The following is a 21,102-nucleotide window of genomic DNA, read 5'->3' as shown; positions in this document are numbered from 1 at the left end:
CCCTCTCCCCTCAAGGGAGAGGGGATGGCAGCTCGACGCCCGGCTATTGCCGCCTCACCCCGCGCGCCGGTCAGGGCGTGGGAGGGTGAGGGGGGCACTCCCCCGCTGACGGCGAGGAGTCTCACCCTCACCTATCCTCTCCCATCAAGGGAGAGGGACCCGCCGAAGCGGTCCGCTTCCAATCGAACAGCGCTACGTGCGCCTACCGGTTCGCGTGCGCCTCGGCCCATTCCCGCATCGTCTCGACGATCCGGCGCAGGTGAGGGCGAACCGACCCGCCGCCTTTGTTGCTGTAGGTCCAGGGCGGGGATTCCTGCATGTAGGTGCGCTGGGCGAGCTCGACCTGCAAGGCGTGGGTGCCCTCATCCGGGCGGCCGTAGCTGCGGGTGATGAAGCCGCCTTGAAAGCGGCCGTCGAGCGTGTGGCTGTAGCCCTCGGCCGCGCGGACCACCTCGGCGACGCGTTCGCGCAGCTCGGGCGCGCAGCTGGCGGCGCCGCGGGTCCCGATGCTGAAGTCCGGCAGCGTGCCCTCGAACAGGCTCGGGATCTGGCTGCGGACGGTGTGCGCCTCCAGCAGCACGACCACGCCGTAACGGTCCTTCGCCTGCAGCATCAGGTTGGCGAGCGCCAGGTGGTAGGGCTGCCAGTAGTCGCGCCAGCGCGAGCGGATCTCGTCCTCGTCCGGTTCGCAGCCGTCCTGGTAGATCGGCTCCCCGTCGAAGCTGTGGGTCGGGCACAGCCGGCTCGGCGCCGCGCCCTCGTAGAGCGGCGAGCCGGCCGGCGGCCGGTTCAGGTCGCAGACGTAGCGCGAGTAGATCGAGCGGATGTGCGGCACCTCGAGGGTGGCCAGAAAGTCGTAGAGGCGGTTGACGTGCCAGTCGCTGTCGGCGGCGGCGCGGCCGGCGTCGGTCATCCGCTCGGCGATCTCCTCGGGCGTCAGCGCGCCGGCGTGCGGCATCGACACGACCAACGGGCCGGTGCCCTCGACGACCTTGTACACCATGGGCGCGTAGGTCCCCCTGTCGGCTTGCGGGTTATCGGCGTGCGGGCGGCGGCGGGCGTGATAGACCAGCCGGGCCGCCGGGTGAAGGGGCGCTGGACGGGCGCGCACCCCGGCCCCAGTTCGCGGGCGGCCGACTGCAACTGCCATCTCGGGGGTCGGTGTGGCGAAAACCGTTATGAGACCAGTCGTGTACCTGGCCGCCCTGACGCTTCTGGCCGTGGGCGCGGCGGCTGCAAGCGAGGCCGGCATGCAGCGCTTCCAATGGCAGAACCGACCGCTGCTGATATTCGCGCCGGCAGCCGGCGGTCCGGCGCTGCGGCGCCAGCTCGAAATCGCGGCGACCCACGCCGAGGGCTGGCGGGACCGCGACATGGTGACGATCGTGGTCGCCGGCGACCGGCCGGTCACGGTCGACGGGACGCGCGCCAAGGACCTGGCGAACGCGGCGCTGCGCCAGCGTTACGACGTTCCTGAAGACCGGTTCGCGGCGATCCTGGTGGGCAAGGACGGCACGCAGAAGCTGCGCCGCGACGGACTGATCCCGGCGTCCAAGCTGTTCCAGACGATCGACGCCATGCCGATGCGACGGCGCGAGATGCGCGAGCAAGACACCTCGGGCTGAGCCGCGGGAACGCGCCCGATCCGGCACACGGCGCTCACGCGCCGACGCCTGCGGGTCGGGCCGGCAGTCGCTGGCCGAGCCCTAGAGCAAGATTCACGATGAAGGTCGACTCGACCTTCATCGATTTTGCTCTAGAACAGGCCCGCGACCTGGCCCTGGTCGTCCAGGTGGATGTCCATCGCCGCCGGCCGCCGGGGCAGGCCCGGCATGGTCATGATCCCGCCGGCCAGCACCACCAGGAAGCCGGCGCCCGCGCTCACCCGAACCTCGCGGATCGGCACCACGTGGCCCTCCGGCGCCCCGCGGGCGGTGGGATCGGCGGAGAAGGAATACTGCGTCTTCGCCATACAGATCGGGAAGCTGCCGTAGCCCTGCTCCTGCAGTTCCTTGAAACGGGCGCGCACCTTCGCGTCGGCGTCGATGTCCTTGGCGCCGTATAGGCGCGTGGCGATCGTGCGCACCTTCTCCCACAGGTCCTGGTCGTCCGGGTAGAGCGGCTGGAAGGCGTCGGTGCCGGCCTCGGTCAGCTCGACCACCTTGTGCGCCAGCGCTTCCGCGCCCGCGCCGCCGTCGGCGTAGTGCGTGCAGGTCACCGCCGGGGTGTCATGCGCCGCGCAGTAGTCCAGGACCGCCTGGATCTCGGCATCGGTGTCGGCGTGGAAGCGGTTGATCCCGACCACCACCGGGACGCCGAAGCCCTTCACGTTGGCGACGTGCCGGCCGAGGTTGGCGCAGCCTGCCTTGACCGCGGCCACATCTTCCTTGTCCAACTCGCCCTTCGCCGCGCCGCCGTGCATCTTGAGCGCGCGCACGGTTGCGACCACGACCGCGCAGTTCGGCTTCAGTCCGGCCTTGCGGCACTTGATGTTGAAGAATTTCTCCGCGCCCAGGTCGGCGCCGAAGCCGGCCTCGGTCACAGTGTAGTCGGCCAGCTTCAGGGCCGCCCGCGTCGCCACCACGCTGTTGCAGCCGTGGGCGATGTTGGCGAACGGACCGCCGTGGACGAACGTCGGGTTGTTCTCCAGCGTCTGCGCCAGGTTCGGCATCAGCGCGTCGCGCAGCAGCACCGCCATCGGCCCCTCGGCCTGCAGGTCGCCCGCGGTGATCGGCGTCAGATCACGGGTGTAGCCGATCACGATCGACGCCAGGCGCCGCTCCAGATCGGCGAGATCGGTCGCCAGGCAGAAGATCGCCATGACCTCGCTCGCGACCGTGATGTCGAAGCTCTCCTCGCGCGGGAAGCCGTTGGCCGGGCCGCCCCGGCCAACCGTGATCTGGCGCAGCGCGCGGTCATTGATGTCCATCACCCGGTTCCAGGCGATCCGGCGGGTGTCGAAGCCGAGGTCGTTGGACCAGTGGATATGGTTGTCGATCAGCGCGGCCAGCAGGTTGTGCGCGCTGGTGATCGCGTGGAAGTCGCCGGTGAAGTGCAGGTTGATGTCTTCCATCGGCACCACCTGGGCATGGCCGCCGCCGGCAGCCCCGCCCTTCATGCCGAAGCAGGGGCCGAGCGAGGGCTCGCGCAGGCAGATCGCCGTGCGCGTTCCGATCCGGTTCAGCGCATCGCCCAGGCCGACGGTCGTCGTGGTCTTGCCCTCGCCCGCCGGGGTCGGGGTGAGCGCGGTCACCAGCACCAGCTTGCCGTCCGACCGGCCTTCGAGGGAGCGCAGGTAATCGTAGGAAACCTTGGCCTTGGTGCGGCCGTAGGGAAGCAGTTCGTCCTCCGGGATCCCAAGCTTCTCGCCGATCCGTTCGATGCGCTCGGTCTTGGCGGCGCGGGCGATATCGATGTCGCTCATGGCGCTTCCCCCCTGTCTCGCCCGGCCAACGTCGTGACGACGCGACCGGGCCCGGTTTTTCTCGCGACCCCGCGGACAAGACTCGCCCGGCCGGTGACCAGACCTTCCGCGATCTTGCCCGGCGATCGGCTTAGGACTTGGGTTCGGGCTTACACTGCGCGTGAACGCACGGCAACCGGTAGGGTTGCGCCCACACCCGTCGAAACCGCGCGCGGCGGGCGGCGCAGCGGGTGGAGAAGCGCCGCCCAGCGCCTTGAAATCGCCGGCCCATGGCCCGCCGCCACGATCCGTCGCGGCGGGTCCGCCAAGGCCTTCGTCCCGTCCGCTCCGCGCCCGCACCGGCCGGCTTTGTCGGCGGCCTGTCTCTGAGAGACCAGCCGGCGTCGAATTTCCGGCAATGGCCGGGCGCGGCGTGGCGTAACGCTAGGAGCCGTCAGACGCCACCCGCGCCGCCTTGGCCGGCGCGCCAACGGGATAGAGAGAAGCTCCATGGCCCTGCCCTCCCATGCGAAATACGTCGTCATCGGGGCCGGCGTGCACGGCCTGTCCACGGCCTGGCACCTGGCCGAGAAGCTGAACGCCACCGGCAAGGGCGACGGGTCCGACGTCCTGGTGGTCGACAAGGCCGGGATCGCCGCCGGCGCCTCCGGGATCGCCTGCGGGGTGGTGCGCAACAACTACTATCAGCCGGCCATGCGCGAGCTGATGGCCCACTCGGTCGCGGTCTGGGAGAGCGACCCCGAGGCGTTTTCCTACCACCCGGTCGGCTACATGCAGATCAGCCCCGAGTGCATGCACGCCGACGTGGCCTCGATCCACCAGCAGCAGCAGAAGATCGGCTACGACAGCGTGTTCGTGGAGGGCGCGCGGGACAGTCAGAAGTACATGGAAAGCCTGCTGGACGACTGGCAGGCCAAAGGCATCACCAGCGTCCTGCACGAGAAGAAGGGCGGCTACGCCAACAACACCCGGTCGATCTACGGCCTGGCCGGCAAGGCGGAAGCCGCCGGCGTGCGGATCGTGACCGGCGTCACCGTCACCGGCTTCCAGACCGGGCAGAATTCCAACGCCGTTACCGCCGTCGAGACCGACCGCGGCCGAATCGCGTGCGAGCAGGTCGTGGTCGGCGTCGGCCCGTGGGTGAAGCAGATCTGGGACCTGCTGGAACTGCCCGGAACGGTCGACATCCTGGGCAAGGACGGCCAGACCCACCACGACGTGCCGATGTGGCGCTACTGGGCCCTTGAAGAGGGCGTGCTGGGCGTCGAGCCCGACGTGCAGAAGACGGTGGGCGGCGACAGCCCGCCGGTGATCCACGTCGACACCGACGCCCCGCTCTATTCCGACGTCGACGGCAGCCTGATCACCGATCAGCTGTGGGGCATCTACTACAAGCCCGACCTGAACTTCGGCGGCATCCAGGGCGGCGCGATGCCCCAGCCGGTTGCGCGCGACGCCGACGAGGTGCAGGTCGATCCCTACGGCCCGGAGAGCCCGGAGTTCGTGGTCGACGACAACTTCGCGCACATGTGGTGCTCGGCGCTGGCGTTCTGCCAGAAGCGCTTCGAAGGACAGATCCACAAGTACAAGAAGGAGCCGTCTGGCGGGCTCGGCTGCTTCACGCCGGACAGCTTCCCGGTGTTCGACCGCTTCCGCGAAAACGTCTACGTGATCGCCGACAGCAACCACGGCTACAAGATGATCGGGGTCGGCCAACTGGTCGCCGGCGAGCTCTTGAACGGCGAAAGCGAGTTGCTCAAACCGTTCCGCTTCGACCGCTACGCCAAGGGCGAGCTGCACCCGACCAGCCACAGCCCCTTCCCCTGGAGCTGAAGAAGCGAGTGTAAGTCGCTATTTTACGTTGATTCCTGGCTTCAACGGACTGCTTCCGCCGGCATCATCCCCGGGGCCCGACGAAGCCCTGCATGAAGCCGTCGAGCCAGCGGGCGAGATCCGGGTCGTGGCGCTTGGCGTCGGTGAAGATGGCGTCCTTCGGCTGGGCGCCGGGCCAGGTCAGCATGTGCCCGGCCTCCTCGATCCAGGTGGAGAAAATCTCGACCGTGGTCTCCGGGTGGAACTGCAGGCCGTAGGCGTGGTCGCCCAATCGGAACGCCTGGTTCGGGAACACCTGCCCTTCCGCCAGGCGCTCGCCGCCGGGCGGGGTCTCGACCCCTTCGGTGTGCCAGTGGAAGACGCGCATCGGGCCGGGGATCAGCGCCCGCCCGACCGCCGTCGGGGCGATGTCGGCGTAGCCGATCTCGTTTAGGCCGTCGGGATGCGGACCGACCTGCCCGCCGTAGGCCTTGCCCAGCAGCTGCGCGCCCAAGCAAAGCCCGAGCAGCGGCCGCTCCCGGTCGCACCAGCCGCGGATGAAGTCGATCTCGTCCTGCAGGTAGGGCTTCTCGACCGTGTCGTTGGCGCTCTGCGGGCCGCCGTAGACGACGGCGAGGTCGTGGTCCGCGGTCGCCGGATCGGGCAGCGGCTCGCCCTTGGCGGCGAAGCGGTAGTCCAGGTCGTAGCCGTGTCGGCCGAGCCAGGACGCGACGCGGTCGTTGCGCGCCTTGTCCATCTGAATGATCAGCAGTGCTTTTCCGGGCATGCCCGCGGGGTGTCCTTGCGCTGTCGGAAGGCGGAGCGGCGCGGGCAGCCTAGCCCGCGGGGTTGGCGGCGAGAAAGGCCCGCATGTGCCAGGACGCCTGCGCGCCGTCGTACCGGTACGCGGTGCCAACCGGACAGGCGCGCCGGGCCAGGCAGCCGCCGTCGACGCAGTCCTGCCCGTCGGGCGTCGCGATGTGGGCGGAACAGGCGGCGACATCGTAGCCCGCGGCGCTGAACGCTTCCACCGGGCAGGTGGTCAGGCACGGCTGGTCCGCGCAGGAGTCGCACGGCCGCGGCCGGTCGTCGGCCGGCGGCAGGTCGAGCGCGCGGGCAAACACCAGCGCGCCGCGGTAGGCGTGCCACAGGCCGTAGTCGGGGTGGATCAGGATGCCGACCGGCGATGGGGCGACCGGCTCCGCCCGCCGCGCCCAGCGCTGGAACGGGGCGTAGGGCGGCCCGTCGAACGGCAGGATGGCGCGCGCGCCGAAGCGCGCCGCGAGCTCGGTCATCACGCGCCGGCTCCAGCGGTCGAGGCCGTTCGCCGCGCCGTCGCGCGCCTCCGGCGCATGCGGGAACACCCGCCACAGAGCCGGGCCGGCGTTGCCGACCATCAGGACCGTCCCATCGCCCTCCGGCAGGCCGTCCCCCGCGGTCGCGCGGAAACCGCCCCGCAGCAGCAGGCCGCATTCGGAAAGCGCGCCTGCGACCTCGTCGTAAACGCTCACGCCGGCCACTCCGCGCTGCCGGTCAGGTCGGTGACGGGATCGCCGTGGCAACCGCCTTCGCGCTGCGGCAACCCGTCGTCGATCCGGTAATAGTCGCCCTTCTCGGCCGTGTAGATGTGGCCGATCAACGCCAGGCCGGTGGCGTCGTCCAGGCTGCCCGCCAGGATCGAGAGGCGGTCGGTGCCGTCCCAGTTCCAGAACAGCGCGCTGCCGCAGCGGCTGCAGAAGCCGCGCTCGGCGTCGTCGCTGGCGCGGTACCAGGTGATCGCCTCGCCGCCGGCGATCTCGACGTTGGAGCGCGCGGCCTGGCTGGCCGCGAAGTAGTGGCCGCTTTGCTTGCGGCACTGATGACAGTGGCAGGCGATCACCGGGCGCATCGGCCCGTCGACGTGATAGCGCACCGCTCCGCACAGGCAGCCGCCGGTCCGCACGTGCATCGCTGAACGCTCTCCCAGATTGAACGCTGTTCGTTGGCTCCGCCCGGCAGATGGGGCCCTGCGGGGCCGCGGGAAAGAGCCGGCCGGGCCTAGCGCAAAATCGAGAGGTGGCCTCACCTTTCAGCTGAATCTTGCTCTAGCCCGAAACCGTGCGTTCCTCCCGTGGGGTCTTGGCGAAATATTCCCGGTAGCACTTGGAGAAGTGGCTGGCGGAGACGAACCCGCAGGCGAGCGCGACGTCGAGCACCGACATCGACGTCTGGTGCAGCAGCATCCGGGCGCGGTGGAGGCGCATCTCCAGGTAATAGCGGGTCGGCGTGCGGCCCAGGTACTTGCGGAACAGCCGCTCCAGCTGGCGGGTCGACAGCCCGGCCCGGCGCGCCAGCTCCGCGCGTGACAGCGGCTCCTCGACGTGCGCTTCCATCAGCGCGATCACACTCAGCATCTTCGGGTGCGAGATGCCCAGGCGCGTACGCAGCGCCATGCGCTGGCGATCCTGCGGGTCGCGGATGCGCTCGTGCATGAAGTTCTCCGACACCGCCGCGGCGAGGTCGCGGCCGTGTTCGAGCGCGATCAGCGAGAGCATCATGTCGAACGCCGCCTCGCCGCCGGCGCAGGTCAGGCGGTTGCCGTCGATCTCGAACAACTCGTCGGAGATGTCGAGCTCGGGATAGGCCTCGGCGAAGGCGTTCAGGTTCTCCCAATGGATCGTGCAGCGGTAGCCCTCCAGCAGGCCGGCGCGGGCCAGCAGGTAGGCGCCGGTCGAAACGGCCCCCAGCCGCACCCCCTGCCGGGCCTGCCGGCGCAGCCAGGCGAGCGTGCCCTGGTCGTCGTATTCGATCCCGGCAAGCCCGCTGACCACCAGCACGGTATGCAGCCGGTCGGCGTCCGCCAGACTGGCGTCGCAGTTGATCTCGACCCCGCTGGAGGCGGGCACGGGCCGGCCGTCTGGCGACAGCAGTTGCCAGCGATAGAGCGTGTGCCCGCTTGCCCGGTTGGCCGCGCGCAACGGCTCCAGCGCGGAGGCGAAGGCGAACAGGGAGAAATGCGGCACCAGCAGGAAGCCGAACGTCGGTGCGCTGCCGGACGCGCCGGCGACCGGGGCGCCGGTGCCGGCCGGTGAGGTGCCGGCCGATGAGGTGCCGGTCTGGGCGCGGACGCCGCCGCGCGCGCGGGCACGCCCAGGGGCATGCCCAGGGCTCGTGGGTCCACTCACATCGCCTCCCCCACGCCGGTTCGGCTCCGTTCCACGACGGCCGCCGCCAGCGCGTTGTTGTGGCTCCCCACCCGCCCCGTCAGCGGCTTGCGAGACGGGTGCGCACCCGGGCGAGGGTGTCTTTGGAAGCCAACTTTTGTCGGCTGGAAAACAAAGTGCGCCCTTCAACTATGAAATCTTACAATCTGAAGGCAAAGCACAAACCCGCCCGTCGCAACCTGGTCACGAAGCGGCGCGTCGCGGGTGAGCGCCATTCGCCGCCGCGTCCCGCGCCGGCGCTTGACGGGGGTGTACCGGGCGACCCAGCTTTGTAGCCACGCACCGCCACGCATGCCGAGGGAGGGCTCACGTTGGCCGGATACACGCGCCGTACGGTTCTTCGAGGGACCGTGTTGGGGGCCGCATCGCTGGCGCTGTCCGCCGGCCCGGCAACCGCCCAGAAGCCGATCAAGATCGGCGACCTGAACAGCTACACCGACCTGCCGGCCTTCACGATCCCCTACCGCCAGGGCTGGAAGCTGGCGCTGCAGGAAATCAATGCCGGCGGCGGCGTGCTGGGCCGCCAGATCGAGGTGATCAGTCGCGACGACGGCGGGGCCCCGGGCGACGCGCTGACGGTCGCCAACGAGCTGGTCCGCGGGGAGGGCGTGTCGATGCTGATGGGCACGCTGCTGTCCCACGTCGGGCTTGCGGTCTCGAGCTACGCCGCCCGGCACGAGACGCTGTTCCTGGCGAGCGAGCCGCTGACCGACGCACTCGTCTGGTCGAAGGGCAACGCCTATACCTTCCGCCTGCGCCCAGGCACCTACGTCCAGGCCGCCATGCTGGCCGAACGCGCGGCCAAGCTGAACGCGCAGCGCTGGGCGGTGGTCGCGCCGAACTACGAGTACGGCCAGTCGGCGGTGGAGGCGTTCAAGAAGCTGCTGAAGGCGCAGCGCCCCGACGTCGAATTCGTCGAGGAGCAGTGGCCACCGCTGTTCAAGATCGACGCCGGCGCGGTCGCGCAGGCGATCGACCAGGCGGAGCCGGAGGCGATCTTCAACGTCACCTTCGGCTCCGACCTGGTGAAGTTCGTGCGTGAGGGCACCACCCGCGGCGTGTTCGCGGGCCGGCAGGTGGTTTCCCTCCTGACCGGCGAGCCGGAGTGGATGAACCCGCTGGGCGGCGACGTGCCCGAGGGGTGGATCGTCACCGGCTACCCCTGGGACACCCTGGACACGCCGCGCCACACGAAATTCCGCCAGGCCTACGAGGCCAGGTTCGACGCGCCGCCGCGAATGGGGTCGGTCGTCGGCTATACCTCGCTGAAGGCGCTCGCCAAGGCGATCCAGCAGGCCGGGACCACCGACAGCGCCGCGGTCGCCGAAGCGATGCGCGGCATGTTGCTGCCCTCGCCGTTCGGCGGGATCACCTTCCGGGCGAGCGACCAGCAGTCGACCATGGGCACCTTCGTCGGCGAGACCAAGCCGCTGGAGACCCGGGGCAAACTGGTCGACTGGGAATACAAGCACGGCGCCAACTACCTGCCGCCGGCCGAGCAGGTGAAGAAGTGGCGGCCGCAGGGCAGCTGAGCTGTAGCTGAGCCACACCGGCGGCTTTTCTGCGCCGGGCGCGGGATTTTTGTCGCCCGCGCCCGGTTGAAACCCGCATACGTCGTCCTCATCCTCCTCGGAAGGCGCGGCGTGTGCCGGCAACGCGTGACGCGCTGCAATCCAGACCCAAAATGCTCCGGAGCATGCGATGAAGCTGTCCGACAACCAGGTGAAGGCGGTCGAGGAACAGACCGGCCTGCAGCCGATCCCCGAGGACAATCCCGCGATGGACCAGCTGAAGGAAAACTTCGGCGACCACACCTTCTATGTCGACGATCGCGGGCTGTACATCCTGGAGACCCCGCAGGAAGACAACCAGGAGACCCAGGCGACGGCCGTTCAGGTCGCCCAGTGGACGGACGAAAACCGCAACGCCCTGCAGGCCCACGAGCCGACGGCGACCGACGCGGTGTTCAGTCTGCAGCCCCAGGGCGACGGCGCCGAGAGCGCCAACGGCGCGGCCAACGACCAGGGCAACAGCCAGTAAGCTGCCCGGTCCGGCCGCACGCCGACCCGTCGACGACAACGCCAACAGCATCACCGCCCCGCCGAACACCCTTCGCGCGGGCGGCTGAGCTGTTGGCTTGTTTCGATTCTGCGGCGTCTGACGGGCGCTTTTCCAACGCGGGACGTGCCGGCGGGATGCCGCGGTTCCGGACGGCTTGACCGGGTCGCGCGCAAACAGGGGGTCAGTGCGGCCGCCGCCCACCGGCGGCGACCCCACGCCAGGCAGAACCGTCCCGCTTGCGCGTTACGCCACCGCGCGGTTGACGGTGAAGCCGATGCCGTCGCGCTTCATCTCGAAGTCGCCCTCGGCGACCGCATTCGACCAGGCGGCTGACTTTTTCAGGCCGCCCAACGGGTACATGTGCACCCGCGTGATGCCGCAGTTCGGGTCGATCTCGGCATAGTGCGCCAGGTTCGACACCAACTCGTCCGGCGCGTTCACCGTCATCAGCTTGGTGACGTTGCGCGCCTGCCGGGTCAGGAACCGCATCGAGGCGCCGATGCCGCACGCCCGGGCGTGGTTGATCAGGGTCTTGAGGGTCGCCAGGCCGGGCACGCCGATGTGCACCGGCAGATAGATGCCCTCGCTCCGGATCTGGCGGTCCCAGTCGATGATCGGCTGGGACTCGAAGACGAACTGGGTGCAGATGTACATGCTGGCGTCGGTGCGCTCGGCGAAGCCCTGCTTCCAGCGCAGCGCCTGCCAGATCGCCCGTTCCGGGATGTCCGGGCTGCCCTCCGGGTGGCCGGCGACGCCGATCGTCGAGATGCCGTGACGGTCGAAAACCCCCGTCTCGAGCAGCTGCATCGAGTCCATGAAGTCGCCGACCGGCCGGTCGACCGCGCCCGCCAGCGCCACGACCTGATCGACTCCGGCCTCGCCGACCAGGCGGCGGACGTACTCGTCCAGGGTCTTGACGTCGGGCAGCGAGCGCGCGGCCACGTGGGGCGCCGGCTCCATGCCCTCGTTGCGCAGGCGCTTGGCGGTCGCGACCGTGTCGCGCCAGTCGCTGCCCGGCAGGAAGGTCACGGACACCTTGGTGCCCTCCGGCAGGTGGTCGCGGAAGTCGTCGATCTTGGCCGACCCGCCCGGGGTGGTCTCGATCGAGTAGTTCGCCATCAGGTTGACGATCTGGTCGGCGCGGGACCGCGGGGCCTGCGAGCCGTAGGTCGCGGTCGCGGCGGCGGCGGAACTGGTCTCCAGGAGGGTCATGGCGCGCGGTCCTTCACGCTTACTGTTCGACGCCGCGGGCGGCGACTAGGGCTTTCAGTCGGTCCTCGTCGTAGCTTTGCTCGAGCCGGTCGGCCGCCGCGGCGACCTCCGCCTCCAGGTCGTCGCCCACTTCGCTGGGGGCGCCGCGCGCCCAGTGGGCCAGGTAGTCGTCGGTCGCGCGCAGCTTGGCCTTCATCGCCGCCCGGTCGATCGCCGTCTCGAACCGCTCCGACAGCTGGCGTTTCGCCGACTTTCGCCCCGATTTAACGATGACCTGGGCCGGAATATCCCGCCAATAGACGACCGTCATTTGCGCCATTGCGCCGCCTCTCGACTGCGTGAGTCCTTGCGAGGGGACCCGGGAAGATTACGCGTATCTTACAAGCTCAGACGCGAGCTCGCCGTAACCGGTGAGGTCGCGGGTGTAGGCCAGGCCCAGGCGCGCAGCCGCCGCACGCGCCTGCCGGTCCAGCTCGGGGTCGTCCGTCTGCGCCAGATAGACCAGCGTGGTGTAGTTCCCGAAGTACATCTCGCTCAGCTCCGGAAACCGGTCGAGGCCGAGGCCTTCGACGATCAGCCGGTCGAAATGGCGCACCAGGTAGTCGGTCAGGTAGAAGCAGGCCGGATCGCGCTCGGCCATCGCCGCGAAGCTGTCCTGCCCGGCGTAGCTCGCGTAGCAGTGCGGGCCCGGCAGCCGGGTCACGCCCTCCTCCGCCAGCACCGCGTCCAGCTGGCCGCCGGTGCCGCAGTCGGCGTAGACGCAGAAGATCCGGTCGTAGACGTCGCGGTTGGCTCGGATCTTCTCGCGCACGCCTTCCGGGATCTTGCCCGGGGTGTTGTGCCAGATCGCCGGCAGGCAGGTCAGGTCCATGTGGTCCCAGCCCTCGCGCGCGATCAGCGCCAGGATTTCCCGGGCCAGCGCGCCGCACCCGATCAAGAGCGTGCGCGGCCGGCCCGCGCCGGCGGTCGCACGCACTGTCCCGGGGGCGGTGTCGGTCATGACCGGCCTCTAAGCCATCCGCGCCACGGCGCGGCGGGGTTGCGAAGGTGGGGGACGGGGCCCAGCCGGCCGGCCGACGCACGCGCCCTGGCGCGACGGCCGGCCCGGCTGGCGCGGAGCTATTGCGCGGCGGCCATCGGCTGCTGGTTGTGGCGGCGCACCATCAGCTGCTTCGCCGTATCCACGGCGACCGCCGCGTCGCGGCAATAGGCGTCGGCTCCGACCGCGTCGGCGAACTGCTGGTTGAGCGGCGCGCCGCCGACCATGACGATGTAGTCGTCGCGGATGCCGCGCTCCTTCATGCCGTCGATCACGACCTTCATGTAGGGCATGGTCGTGGTCAGCAGCGCCGACATGCCGAGGATGTCCGGCTTATGTTCCTCCAGCGCGTCGAGGTACTTCTCCAGCGGGTTGTTGATCCCGATGTCGATCACCTCGAAGCCGGCGCCCTCCATCATCATGGTGACCAGGTTCTTGCCGATGTCGTGGATGTCGCCCTTGACCGTGCCGATCACCATCTTGCCCATCTTGGGCGCGTTGCTCTCCGCCAGCAGCGGGCGCAGGATGTTCATGCCCGCCTTCATGGCGTTCGCGCTCATCAGCACTTCGGGCACGAACAGGATGCCGTCGCGGAAATCCACGCCGACGATCCGCATGCCCTCGACCAGGGCGGTCGTCAGGATACTGTACGGCTCCCACCCGCGCTCGAGCAGGATGTTGACCCCTTCGGCGACCTCGTCCTTCAGGCCGTCGTAAAGATCGTCCTGGATCTGCTTGACGAGTTCGTCGTTGTCCAACTCGCGCAGATCGAGATCGTCAGCGTCGGTCATCCTCAAACCCCGTGGTTCGCGTTTCGCCGGCCGTGCGCATCCGACGACCTTGATTCTATTTGGCAGGCAAGCGGCTCCCGGTGGCTGGCGTTGCCGCGACTTCGCGTATTCGAAAAGCGACAAACCGCCGAACCGCGCCGCTTCGCGCGGGACAATGCGACCCAGGCGCGCGCCCGCCGCTGCCCAGCCGGCGGCCGATCGTTCAATCCAGGCGGCGCCAGGGGCGTGTCACGCCTTAATCGTTGCTTAAGAAGAGCGCCGCGCTCGCGCGGCAGTACGTAGTCACGCCAGGTGCAGCACTTGATAAACGGCTTGGCTCGTCCAAGTCAGAGCGCCAGATAGGTGTGCCGCAACGCCGGGTCGTCCGCCAGCGCCGCCATCGCTCCGTCGAAGCGCACGGCCCCCTTTTCCAGCACCACGGCGCGGTCCGCGACCGACCCGGCAAAGCGCAGGTTCTGCTCGCTCAACAGCACGGTGACGCCGCCGGCCTTGAGCGCGCGCACCGCCGCCGCCATCTGCTGCACGATCACCGGCGCCAGGCCTTCCGACGGCTCGTCCAGCAGCAGCAGGCGCGGGTTTCCCATCAGCGTGCGCGCGACCGCCAGCATCTGCTGCTCGCCGCCGCTGGTCTGGCCGGCCCGGCGGTCGCGCAGATCGGCCAGGTTGGGGAACAGCCGCTCGACCTCCGCGACCGTCCAGGGCGCGCGCCCGTCCGCCGGCGCCCGGCGGCCGACCTCCAGGTTCTCCGCGACCGTCATGTCGGGAAATATGCGCCGGTCTTCGGCGACGTAGCCAAGCCCGGCACGCGCGATCCGGTAGGGCGGCCAGCCGTCGACCCGGCGCCCGTCCAGCCGGATCTCCCCGGACGCCGGCGGGACCAGCCCCATCAGCGCTTTCAGGGTGGTCGACTTGCCGGCCCCGTTGCGGCCCATCAGCGCCGTGACCTGCCCGCCCGGCACGTCGAAGCCGACGCCGAACAGCACCTGCGCCCGGCCGTACAACACCTCGAGCGCGCGCACGCTCAGCATGCCGTGGGCTCCGTGGACGCGGGCGCGCCCAGGTAGACCCGCTGCACTTCCGGCTCGGCGCGGACCGCCTGGGGCGTGCCGCGCGCCAGCACGCGGCCCTGATGCAGCACCACGACCCGGTCGGCATGACCGAACACCACGTCCATGTCGTGCTCCGTGAACAGCACCGCGATCCCGCGGGCGCGCGCGATCTCTTGGGTCAGCGCCATCAGCTGGCCGCGTTCGGCCGGTGCCATGCCGGCGGTCGGCTCGTCCATCAGCAGCACCCGCGGGTCGTTGGCGAGCGCGACCGCGAGCTCGACCCGCTTGACGTCGCCGTAGGCGAGCGTGCCGCAGGTCCGCTCCGCCGCCCAGTCCATGCCGACCTGCGCCAGCAGCGCCCGGGCCCGCTCGCGGCGGTAGCGGTTGGCGCGCCGCCACGGGCGCCACAGCTGGCGGTCGTGCGACAGCAGCGCGACCTGCACCGTCTCGGCGACCGACATCGAGGCGAACACCGCCGCGACCTGGAAGGTCCGGCCGATCCCCAGCCGCCAGACCGTGCGCGGCGGCAGGCCGGTGATCTCCCGGCCGGCCAGGCGGACCTGGCCCGCGTCGGCGCGTTCCTGCCCGTTCAAAAGGTTGAAGCAGGTCGACTTGCCCGCCCCGTTCGGGCCGATCATCGCCAGCACCTCCCCGGCCGCGAGGTCGAGCGAGACGCCGTCGACCGCGCGCACGCCGCCGAACCGCTTGGCCAGGTTCTCGGCTTCCAGGACCGGGCGGCTCATCCGGACGCGCCCTCCTCGGATACGGCCGGGGTGTCGCGCCGGCTCTCCTGCAGGGCGCGCAGGTTGCCGACGAGACCGCGCGGGAAGGCGACGCACAGCGCCACCACGCCGGCCCCGACGATCGCGCGCCAATAGTCGGTCTCGCTCATCAGCCAGGTCTGCAGGCCGTCGAATACGGCGGCGCCGACCAGCGGGCCGGCCAGCGTCTGCACCCCGCCCAGCAGCACCATGACCAGCGCGTCCAGCGACATCGGGATCGACAGCACCTCCGGGAACACGCTGCCCTTGGCGAAGGCGTAGAGCCCGCCGGCCAGCCCGGCGAACGCGCCCGCCAGCGTGAACCCATACCAGCGCTGCCGGCGGGTATGGATACCCACCGCCTCGGCGCGCAGGGTGCTGTCCCGCGACGCGCGCAGGCCGTAGCCGAACGGCGCGAACACGATCCGGCGCAACAGCAGCACGGCCGCGGCGACCAGCCCCAGCGTCAGCCAGTAGAAGGCGGCCGGAGCGCTGGCCCAGGCGGCGGGCCAGATGCCCAGCAGGCCGTTGTCGCCGCCGGTGAGCCCGACCCACTGGAACGCGACCGCCCAGGCGATCTGCGCGAAGGCGAGCGTCAGCATGGCCAGGTAGACGCCCGACAGACGCACGCAGAACCAGCCGAACACGAGCGCGCCCAGCGCGCCGGCGACCGGCGCCAGCGCGAGCGCGCCGGTCATCGGCGCGTGCCAGTGCGTCACCGACAGCGCGACCGCATAAGCGCCCAGGCCGAGGTAGGCGGCGTGGCCGAACGAGATCATCCCGCCGACGCCCATGATGAACTGCAGCGACGCGGCGAACAGCGCGAATATCAGGATCTCGCTGGCCACCGAGAGCTGATAGCCGCCGGCCACGAGCGGCAGCGCGGCCAGGGCCAGCAGCACCGCCAGGCCGATCAGGCCGAGCGTCCAGCCTTCCGGCCGGAGCGGGCTTTCCGGCGCGCCGTGGGTGGCGCTGCCCGCCAGTTCCTTGCGGCCCAACAGGCCCTGCGGGCGCAGCACCAGCACCACCGCCATCACCAGGAACAGCAGCACGATCGAGATCTCGGGCAGGATCAGGATGCCGAAGGCGTTCAGCTGGGCGACCAGCAGCGCGGCCAGAAACGGTCCGGCGATCGAGCCCATGCCGCCCACCACCGTGACCGCGAACACCTCCGCGATGATGTTGAGGTCCATGTTGAGGTTGGCCGCCTCGCGCGGGATCTGCACCGCCCCGCCCAGTCCGGCGAGCGCGGAGCCCAGGAACACCACGCCGGTGAACAGCTTCTTCTGATCGACGCCGAGCGCGCCCACCATCTCCCGGTCCTGGGTCGCAGCGCGCACCAGCACGCCCCAGCGGGTGCGGTGGAACAGCAGCCACAGGCCGGCGAGCACCAGCGGACCCAGCGCGATCAGCACCAGGTCGTATTCCGGGATCTGCTCGCCCAGCACCGTGACCGCCCCGGCCGCGCCGGGCGCGCGCGGACCCAGCAGGTCCTGCGGCCCCCAGGTGATCAGCGCGGCGTCCTTGATCACCAGCACCAGACCGAAGGTCGCGAGCAGCTGGAACAGCTCGTGCGAGCGGTACAGCCGGCGCAGCACCGCGACCTCGACCAGCGCGCCCAGCAGGCCGACGCCAAGCGCCGCCAGCGGCAGCGCCAGCCAGAAGCCGAGCCCGCCCAACAGCGGCATCAGCGCGCCCGACAGGGAATAGGCGCCGTACGCCCCGACCATGAAGAACGAGCCGTGCGCGAAGTTCACGATTCGCGTCACCCCGAAGATGATCGAGAGCCCACAGGCGACCAGAAACAGCGCGCACGCGCTCGCCAGGCCGGTCAGGAACTGCACCGCGACGAAATCCATGGCTCGGAGACTAGCGATCAGGTCGCGGCATGACAGGGGTTTTTCGCACCGGGCGGACGCTCGCGGGTGCCTGCGCGCGGCCGGCGCCATGGCGCCGCGCCGCTTGCTCCAGGCGCGCCGGCACGCTATGCGCGGAGGGCTCACCGCGCGTACCCTCGCCCAAGCGCGGTTCAACCACGGAGCTCCAGGCATGCCGCTTTGGCGTTTCAATCCCGTCGCCGATCCCCGCGACAGCCGTTGGCAGGACCGTCAGATCCGCGACGGGCTGGTCGTGCGCGCGCCCTCGGCCGCGCTGGCGCGGATCTATGCCGACCGGGAGGTGCCGAGTTCCGTGCACGGGGCGGTTGGTAACGAGACCTGCAGCTTCCGCGGCGGCTTCGCCGACGCCAACCTGTACTGGGTGCAGCGGGTCCCCGCGGAGGAAGCCAAGCAGCTGGGCGGCGACTCGGGCCCGGACGGCGTGGTCCGGGAAGGCACCGCGCGCGAGACCGAGCTGTCGGTCTATTACGGCGAGGCCGGCGCCCGGCGGCGCGAGCGTACCTAGGGCAGCGCGAGCGCCCCCCGCGCGACGGTCTTTCACTATAAGATGTCGCACCCGTGGAAGCCGTGGGACGCCAGCGGGCGCCTGATAGGTGTCGACGCTGCGGGTCAAGCCCGCGCGCCCCCGACACCGCACGCCCTTTGTCCGCGCCCCCAGCCACGGAGCCGCCCCTCAAGATGGCCCACACCGTCGTCACCTCCCACAAGAAGAAGGTCGTGATCGGCAACGATCAGCCGTTCTGCATCATCGGCGAGCGGATCAATCCGACGGGCCGGAAAAAGCTGGCGGCCGAGATGGCCGACGGCGATTTCTCCACCGTCGAGCGCGACGTGATCGCCCAGGTTCAGGCCGGCGCGCACATGCTCGACGTCAACGCCGGCATCCCCCTGGCGGACGAGCCGGCGATCCTGGCGAAGACCATCCAGCTGGTGCAGCAGCTGACCGACGTGCCGCTGTCGATCGACAGCTCGATCGTCGAGGCGCTGGAGCGCGGCCTGGAAGTCTACCAGGGCAAGCCGCTGGTGAACTCCGTGACCGGCGAGGACGAGCGCCTGGAGCAGGTGCTGCCGCTGATCAAGAAGTACAACGCCGCCGTGGTGGCGATCTCGAACGACGAGACCGGCATCTCCGAGGATCCGAACGTGCGCTTCGAGGTCGCCAAGAAGATCGTCGAGCGCGCCCAGGACCACGGCATCCCCAAGGACGACATCGTGGTCGACCCGCTGGTGATGCCGATCGGCGCGCTCGGCCAGGCCGGCCGGCAGGTGTTCCACATCCTCAACCGGCTGCGCGACGAGCTCGACGTCAACTCGACCTGCGGCGCCTCCAACGTCTCGTTCGGCCTGCCCAACCGCCACGGCCTGAACGCGGCCTTCCTGGCGATGGCGTCCAGTAACGGCATGACCTCGGCGATCCTGAACCCGCTGCACGAGCCGGAGGTGCAGGGCATCCTGGCGGCCGACGTGCTGATGGGCACCGACAAGGACTGCCTGCGCTGGATCAAGCGCTACCGCGAGCCCTCGCAGGCGGAAGCCGCCGGCGGCGAAGGCCGCGAGGACCGCCGCGAGCGCCGCCGCCGCCGCGCGAGCTAGCGCGGGCAGCGCTTCTCGGGAATGGCGCGCGCGGGACGACCCAGCGCGGCCCTCGCGCGTGGAGACATCGAGAGGACCCGGATGGCCGACAGCCAGGATACCGCGCTGATCGTGTTCACCCCCTCGGGCCGGCGCGGCCGGTTCGAGACGGGCACGCCCGTGCTGACCGCGGCGCGGCAGCTGGGGGTCGACATCGACAGCGTGTGCGGCGGCCGCGGCCTGTGCGGGCGCTGCCAGTGCACGATCGGCGAAGGCCGGTACGCCAAGCACGGCATCGACAGTGCGGCCGACCACGTCTCCGCCTGGTCCGAAACCGAGACGCACTACAACGCGCGCGCCCGGCGTCGGCCGATCAAGGCCGGCCGGCGCCTATCCTGTCAGGCGCAGATCCTGGACGACGTCGTCGTCGATATCCCGGCGGACGCGCAGGTGCACAAGCAGGTCGTGCGCAAGCGCGCGGAAGCCCGCGACATCGTGCTCGATCCCGCGGTGCGCCTGCACTACATCGAGGTCGAGCAGCCCGACATGCACAAGCCCACGGGCGACCTCGAGCGCGTCTACGGCGCGCTGGCGGCGCAGTGGGACCTGCACGAGCTCGAGGACTGCGACCTCTATACCATCCAGTGGCTGCAAAAGGCGCTGCGCGACGGCGACTGGAAGATCACCGTCGCGGTGCACATGGGCAAGCGGATCACCGCCGTCTGGCCGGGGTTCCGCGACCGCGCCTACGGCCTGGCGGTCGACGTCGGCTCGACCACGATCGCCGCCCACCTGTGCGACCTTCAAACCGGCGAGGTGCTGGTCGCCAACGGCGTGATGAACCCGCAGATCCGGTTCGGCGAGGACCTGATGAGCCGGGTCTCCTACGCCATGATGAACGCCGGCGGCGCGCGCGAGATGACCGACGCGGTGCGCGGCGCGCTCAACGAGCTGATCGTGGAGACCGCGGCGGAAGCCGGCATCGGCACCGACGAGATCCTGAACGCGACCTTCGTCGGCAACCCGATCATGCACCACCTGTTGCTGGGCATCGACCCGACCGAGCTGGGCGGCGCGCCGTTCGCGCTCGCCACCTCGGCGGGCCTGACGCTGTGGGCGAGCGAGATGGGCATCGCGCTGCACCGCGACGCCCGGGTCTACGTCCTGCCCTGCATCGCCGGCCACGTCGGGGCGGACACCGCGGGGGTCGCGCTGTCGGAAAGCCCGCACCTGTCCGAGGATACCGTGCTGATCGTCGACGTCGGCACCAACGCCGAGATTTTGCTGGGCAACAAGCACCGGGTGCTCGCCGCCTCCTCCCCCACCGGCCCGGCGTTCGAGGGCGCGCAGATCTCCGGCGGCCAGCGCGCGGCCAACGGCGCGATCGAGCGCGTGCGCATCGATCCACAGACGCTGGAGCCGCGCTACAAGGTGATCGGCTGCGAGCTATGGTCGAACCAGGACGGCTTCGCCAAGGCGGTGCGCAAGGTCGGCGTCACCGGCATCTGCGGCTCCGGCATCATCGAGGCGCTGGCGGAGATGTACCTGGCCGGCGTCATCGCGCCCGACGGCACGATCGACGGCGCGCTCGCCGCGCGCACGGAACGCGTGCAAAAGGACGGGCGCACCTGGTCGTACCTGCTGAACGCGGGCGAGCCGGAGGTGCGGATCACCCAGAACGACGTCCGGGCGATCCAGCTCGCCAAGGCCGCGCTCTACGCCGGCGCGCGCCTGCTGATGGACCAGCTGGAGATCGACACCGTCGACCGGATCGTGCTCGCCGGCGCGTTCGGCAGCCACATCGACGTCAAGTACGCGATGATCCTGGGCCTGATCCCGGACTGCGACCTCGCCAAGGTCAGCTCGGCCGGCAACGCCGCCGGCACCGGCGCGCGGATCGCGCTTTTGAACAAGAACGCCCGGCCGGAGATCGAACGGGTGGTGCGCCAGATCGAGAAGATCGAGACCGCCGTCGAGCCCGCCTTCCAGGCGCACTTCGTGGAAGCCATGGGCTTCCCGCACTCGACCGCCCCCTACCCCAGGCTGCGTCAGTCGGTCGCGCTACCGGAAGCCAAGAAGCCCGCTCCGCCCGAAGGCGGCGAACAGCGCACCGGCCGCCGACGCCGCGCGCGGGCGGCGGGTTAGGCGCAGCGGGTCCCCTCTCCTCCACTGGGAGGAGAGGGCTCGGGAGAGGAGGTTGCCCGCGGCATTGATGCCCGTGGCCCCTCCTCCCCTAACCGCTCCTCCCGGTTGGAGGAGGGGAATTAGTTTCGCGTCCGG

Annotated in this window: 20 protein-coding genes; 7 read left to right on the top strand and 13 right to left on the bottom strand. The window is 70.2% G+C overall.

Features of this window, described 5'->3' with window-relative positions:
* Window positions 1-202 precede the first annotated feature (202 nt).
* Window positions 203-1,003, bottom strand: coding sequence for an N-formylglutamate deformylase (hutG, locus tag CKO28_RS13965; protein WP_200341404.1), 801 nt, complete (start codon window positions 1,001-1,003; stop codon window positions 203-205).
* A gap of 175 nt (window positions 1,004-1,178) precedes the next feature.
* Between hutG and CKO28_RS13960 the strand changes: the two genes are divergently transcribed.
* Window positions 1,179-1,625 carry a DUF4174 domain-containing protein gene (locus CKO28_RS13960; RefSeq protein ID WP_200341403.1) on the top strand — a complete coding sequence of 149 codons (447 nt, stop codon included), beginning with the start codon at window positions 1,179-1,181 and terminating at the stop codon, window positions 1,623-1,625.
* 131 nt (window positions 1,626-1,756) lie between these two features.
* On the opposite strand, the gene CKO28_RS13955 is transcribed toward CKO28_RS13960, so the two are convergent.
* Window positions 1,757-3,424 carry a formate--tetrahydrofolate ligase gene (locus CKO28_RS13955; protein WP_200341402.1) on the bottom strand — a complete coding sequence of 556 codons (1,668 nt, stop codon included), beginning with the start codon at window positions 3,422-3,424 and terminating at the stop codon, window positions 1,757-1,759.
* Between the two features lie 489 nt (window positions 3,425-3,913).
* Between CKO28_RS13955 and CKO28_RS13950 the strand changes: the two genes are divergently transcribed.
* Window positions 3,914-5,257, top strand: a complete 1,344-nt coding sequence (locus CKO28_RS13950) for an NAD(P)/FAD-dependent oxidoreductase (protein WP_200341401.1) — start codon at window positions 3,914-3,916, stop codon at window positions 5,255-5,257.
* Between the two features lie 64 nt (window positions 5,258-5,321).
* Here CKO28_RS13950 and CKO28_RS13945 read toward each other — a convergent pair whose 3' ends face one another.
* The 4 genes from CKO28_RS13945 to CKO28_RS13930 all read right to left on the bottom strand — a co-directional run bounded on the left by CKO28_RS13945 (window position 5,322) and on the right by CKO28_RS13930 (window position 8,400).
* A complete protein-coding gene (locus CKO28_RS13945) occupies window positions 5,322-6,023 on the bottom strand; it encodes a glutamine amidotransferase-related protein (RefSeq protein WP_200341400.1) in 702 nt (233 codons plus the stop codon).
* A gap of 49 nt (window positions 6,024-6,072) precedes the next feature.
* Window positions 6,073-6,747, bottom strand: coding sequence for a 4Fe-4S dicluster domain-containing protein (locus CKO28_RS13940; RefSeq protein WP_207168825.1), 675 nt, complete (start codon window positions 6,745-6,747; stop codon window positions 6,073-6,075).
* On the bottom strand, window positions 6,744-7,184 hold the full coding sequence (locus tag CKO28_RS13935) for a GFA family protein (protein WP_200341398.1): 441 nt from the start codon (window positions 7,182-7,184) through the stop codon (window positions 6,744-6,746). Before CKO28_RS13935 ends, CKO28_RS13940 begins: the two co-directional genes overlap by 4 nt.
* A gap of 136 nt (window positions 7,185-7,320) precedes the next feature.
* Window positions 7,321-8,400 carry a GlxA family transcriptional regulator gene (locus CKO28_RS13930; protein ID WP_338050133.1) on the bottom strand — a complete coding sequence of 360 codons (1,080 nt, stop codon included), beginning with the start codon at window positions 8,398-8,400 and terminating at the stop codon, window positions 7,321-7,323.
* Between the two features lie 389 nt (window positions 8,401-8,789).
* Between CKO28_RS13930 and CKO28_RS13925 the strand changes: the two genes are divergently transcribed.
* Both CKO28_RS13925 and CKO28_RS13920 read left to right on the top strand, forming a co-directional pair.
* Complete coding sequence (locus CKO28_RS13925) at window positions 8,790-9,971, top strand: ABC transporter substrate-binding protein (protein ID WP_437127630.1); 1,182 nt, start codon at window positions 8,790-8,792, stop codon at window positions 9,969-9,971.
* Window positions 9,972-10,140: 169 nt separating this feature from the next.
* Window positions 10,141-10,479 carry a hypothetical protein gene (locus CKO28_RS13920; RefSeq protein WP_200341396.1) on the top strand — a complete coding sequence of 113 codons (339 nt, stop codon included), beginning with the start codon at window positions 10,141-10,143 and terminating at the stop codon, window positions 10,477-10,479.
* Window positions 10,480-10,743: 264 nt separating this feature from the next.
* Here CKO28_RS13920 and CKO28_RS13915 read toward each other — a convergent pair whose 3' ends face one another.
* The 7 genes from CKO28_RS13915 to CKO28_RS13885 all read right to left on the bottom strand — a co-directional run bounded on the left by CKO28_RS13915 (window position 10,744) and on the right by CKO28_RS13885 (window position 17,211).
* Window positions 10,744-11,712 carry a methylenetetrahydrofolate reductase gene (locus tag CKO28_RS13915; protein WP_200341395.1) on the bottom strand — a complete coding sequence of 323 codons (969 nt, stop codon included), beginning with the start codon at window positions 11,710-11,712 and terminating at the stop codon, window positions 10,744-10,746.
* Window positions 11,713-11,731: 19 nt separating this feature from the next.
* On the bottom strand, window positions 11,732-12,031 hold the full coding sequence (locus CKO28_RS13910) for a virulence factor (RefSeq protein ID WP_200341394.1): 300 nt from the start codon (window positions 12,029-12,031) through the stop codon (window positions 11,732-11,734).
* A 48-nt stretch (window positions 12,032-12,079) separates the two neighbouring features.
* Window positions 12,080-12,712, bottom strand: coding sequence for a DUF1638 domain-containing protein (locus CKO28_RS13905; RefSeq protein ID WP_200341393.1), 633 nt, complete (start codon window positions 12,710-12,712; stop codon window positions 12,080-12,082).
* Between the two features lie 119 nt (window positions 12,713-12,831).
* Window positions 12,832-13,542: a corrinoid protein gene (locus CKO28_RS13900; RefSeq protein WP_200341392.1), complete on the bottom strand. Its 711-nt coding sequence runs from the start codon at window positions 13,540-13,542 to the stop codon at window positions 12,832-12,834.
* 326 nt (window positions 13,543-13,868) lie between these two features.
* Window positions 13,869-14,570 carry an ABC transporter ATP-binding protein gene (locus CKO28_RS13895; protein ID WP_200341391.1) on the bottom strand — a complete coding sequence of 234 codons (702 nt, stop codon included), beginning with the start codon at window positions 14,568-14,570 and terminating at the stop codon, window positions 13,869-13,871.
* Window positions 14,564-15,334: an ABC transporter ATP-binding protein gene (locus CKO28_RS13890; protein WP_200341390.1), complete on the bottom strand. Its 771-nt coding sequence runs from the start codon at window positions 15,332-15,334 to the stop codon at window positions 14,564-14,566. Before CKO28_RS13890 ends, CKO28_RS13895 begins: the two co-directional genes overlap by 7 nt.
* Window positions 15,331-17,211 (bottom strand): ABC transporter permease, encoded by a 1,881-nt coding sequence (locus CKO28_RS13885; protein ID WP_200341389.1) that lies wholly within the window; start codon window positions 17,209-17,211, stop codon window positions 15,331-15,333. Before CKO28_RS13885 ends, CKO28_RS13890 begins: the two co-directional genes overlap by 4 nt.
* A gap of 190 nt (window positions 17,212-17,401) precedes the next feature.
* Between CKO28_RS13885 and CKO28_RS13880 the strand changes: the two genes are divergently transcribed.
* The 3 genes from CKO28_RS13880 to CKO28_RS13870 all read left to right on the top strand — a co-directional run bounded on the left by CKO28_RS13880 (window position 17,402) and on the right by CKO28_RS13870 (window position 20,967).
* The gene (locus CKO28_RS13880) at window positions 17,402-17,755 is read left to right on the top strand and encodes a hypothetical protein (RefSeq protein WP_200341388.1); all 354 of its coding nucleotides are present in this window, start codon (window positions 17,402-17,404) and stop codon (window positions 17,753-17,755) included.
* A gap of 173 nt (window positions 17,756-17,928) precedes the next feature.
* A complete protein-coding gene (locus CKO28_RS13875; protein WP_200341387.1) occupies window positions 17,929-18,843 on the top strand; it encodes a methyltetrahydrofolate cobalamin methyltransferase in 915 nt (304 codons plus the stop codon).
* Window positions 18,844-18,924: 81 nt separating this feature from the next.
* The gene (locus CKO28_RS13870) at window positions 18,925-20,967 is read left to right on the top strand and encodes an ASKHA domain-containing protein (protein ID WP_200341386.1); all 2,043 of its coding nucleotides are present in this window, start codon (window positions 18,925-18,927) and stop codon (window positions 20,965-20,967) included.
* Window positions 20,968-21,102 lie beyond the last annotated feature (135 nt).

Source organism: Rhodovibrio sodomensis (assembly GCF_016583645.1).
Lineage (GTDB): Bacteria > Pseudomonadota > Alphaproteobacteria > Kiloniellales > Rhodovibrionaceae > Rhodovibrio > Rhodovibrio sodomensis.
Note: the sequence above shows the minus strand (reverse complement) of the source record. Positions and strands in the feature narration are given on the sequence as shown.

Excerpts from the sequence above, each read along its gene's own strand:
- hutG (WP_200341404.1), bottom strand. The coding sequence starts at position 1,003 with ATGGTGTACAAGGTCGTCGAGGGCACCGGCCCGTTGGTCGTGTCGATG.
- CKO28_RS13960 (WP_200341403.1), top strand. The coding sequence starts at position 1,179 with ATGAGACCAGTCGTGTACCTGGCCGCCCTGACGCTTCTGGCCGTGGGC.
- CKO28_RS13955 (WP_200341402.1), bottom strand. The coding sequence starts at position 3,424 with ATGAGCGACATCGATATCGCCCGCGCCGCCAAGACCGAGCGCATCGAA.
- CKO28_RS13950 (WP_200341401.1), top strand. The coding sequence starts at position 3,914 with ATGGCCCTGCCCTCCCATGCGAAATACGTCGTCATCGGGGCCGGCGTG.
- CKO28_RS13945 (WP_200341400.1), bottom strand. The coding sequence starts at position 6,023 with ATGCCCGGAAAAGCACTGCTGATCATTCAGATGGACAAGGCGCGCAAC.
- CKO28_RS13935 (WP_200341398.1), bottom strand. The coding sequence starts at position 7,184 with ATGCACGTGCGGACCGGCGGCTGCCTGTGCGGAGCGGTGCGCTATCAC.
- CKO28_RS13920 (WP_200341396.1), top strand. The coding sequence starts at position 10,141 with ATGAAGCTGTCCGACAACCAGGTGAAGGCGGTCGAGGAACAGACCGGC.
- CKO28_RS13915 (WP_200341395.1), bottom strand. The coding sequence starts at position 11,712 with ATGACCCTCCTGGAGACCAGTTCCGCCGCCGCCGCGACCGCGACCTAC.
- CKO28_RS13910 (WP_200341394.1), bottom strand. The coding sequence starts at position 12,031 with ATGGCGCAAATGACGGTCGTCTATTGGCGGGATATTCCGGCCCAGGTC.
- CKO28_RS13905 (WP_200341393.1), bottom strand. The coding sequence starts at position 12,712 with ATGACCGACACCGCCCCCGGGACAGTGCGTGCGACCGCCGGCGCGGGC.
- CKO28_RS13900 (WP_200341392.1), bottom strand. The coding sequence starts at position 13,542 with ATGACCGACGCTGACGATCTCGATCTGCGCGAGTTGGACAACGACGAA.
- CKO28_RS13895 (WP_200341391.1), bottom strand. The coding sequence starts at position 14,570 with ATGCTGAGCGTGCGCGCGCTCGAGGTGTTGTACGGCCGGGCGCAGGTG.
- CKO28_RS13890 (WP_200341390.1), bottom strand. The coding sequence starts at position 15,334 with ATGAGCCGCCCGGTCCTGGAAGCCGAGAACCTGGCCAAGCGGTTCGGC.
- CKO28_RS13885 (WP_200341389.1), bottom strand. The coding sequence starts at position 17,211 with ATGGATTTCGTCGCGGTGCAGTTCCTGACCGGCCTGGCGAGCGCGTGC.
- CKO28_RS13880 (WP_200341388.1), top strand. The coding sequence starts at position 17,402 with ATGCCGCTTTGGCGTTTCAATCCCGTCGCCGATCCCCGCGACAGCCGT.
- CKO28_RS13875 (WP_200341387.1), top strand. The coding sequence starts at position 17,929 with ATGGCCCACACCGTCGTCACCTCCCACAAGAAGAAGGTCGTGATCGGC.
- CKO28_RS13870 (WP_200341386.1), top strand. The coding sequence starts at position 18,925 with ATGGCCGACAGCCAGGATACCGCGCTGATCGTGTTCACCCCCTCGGGC.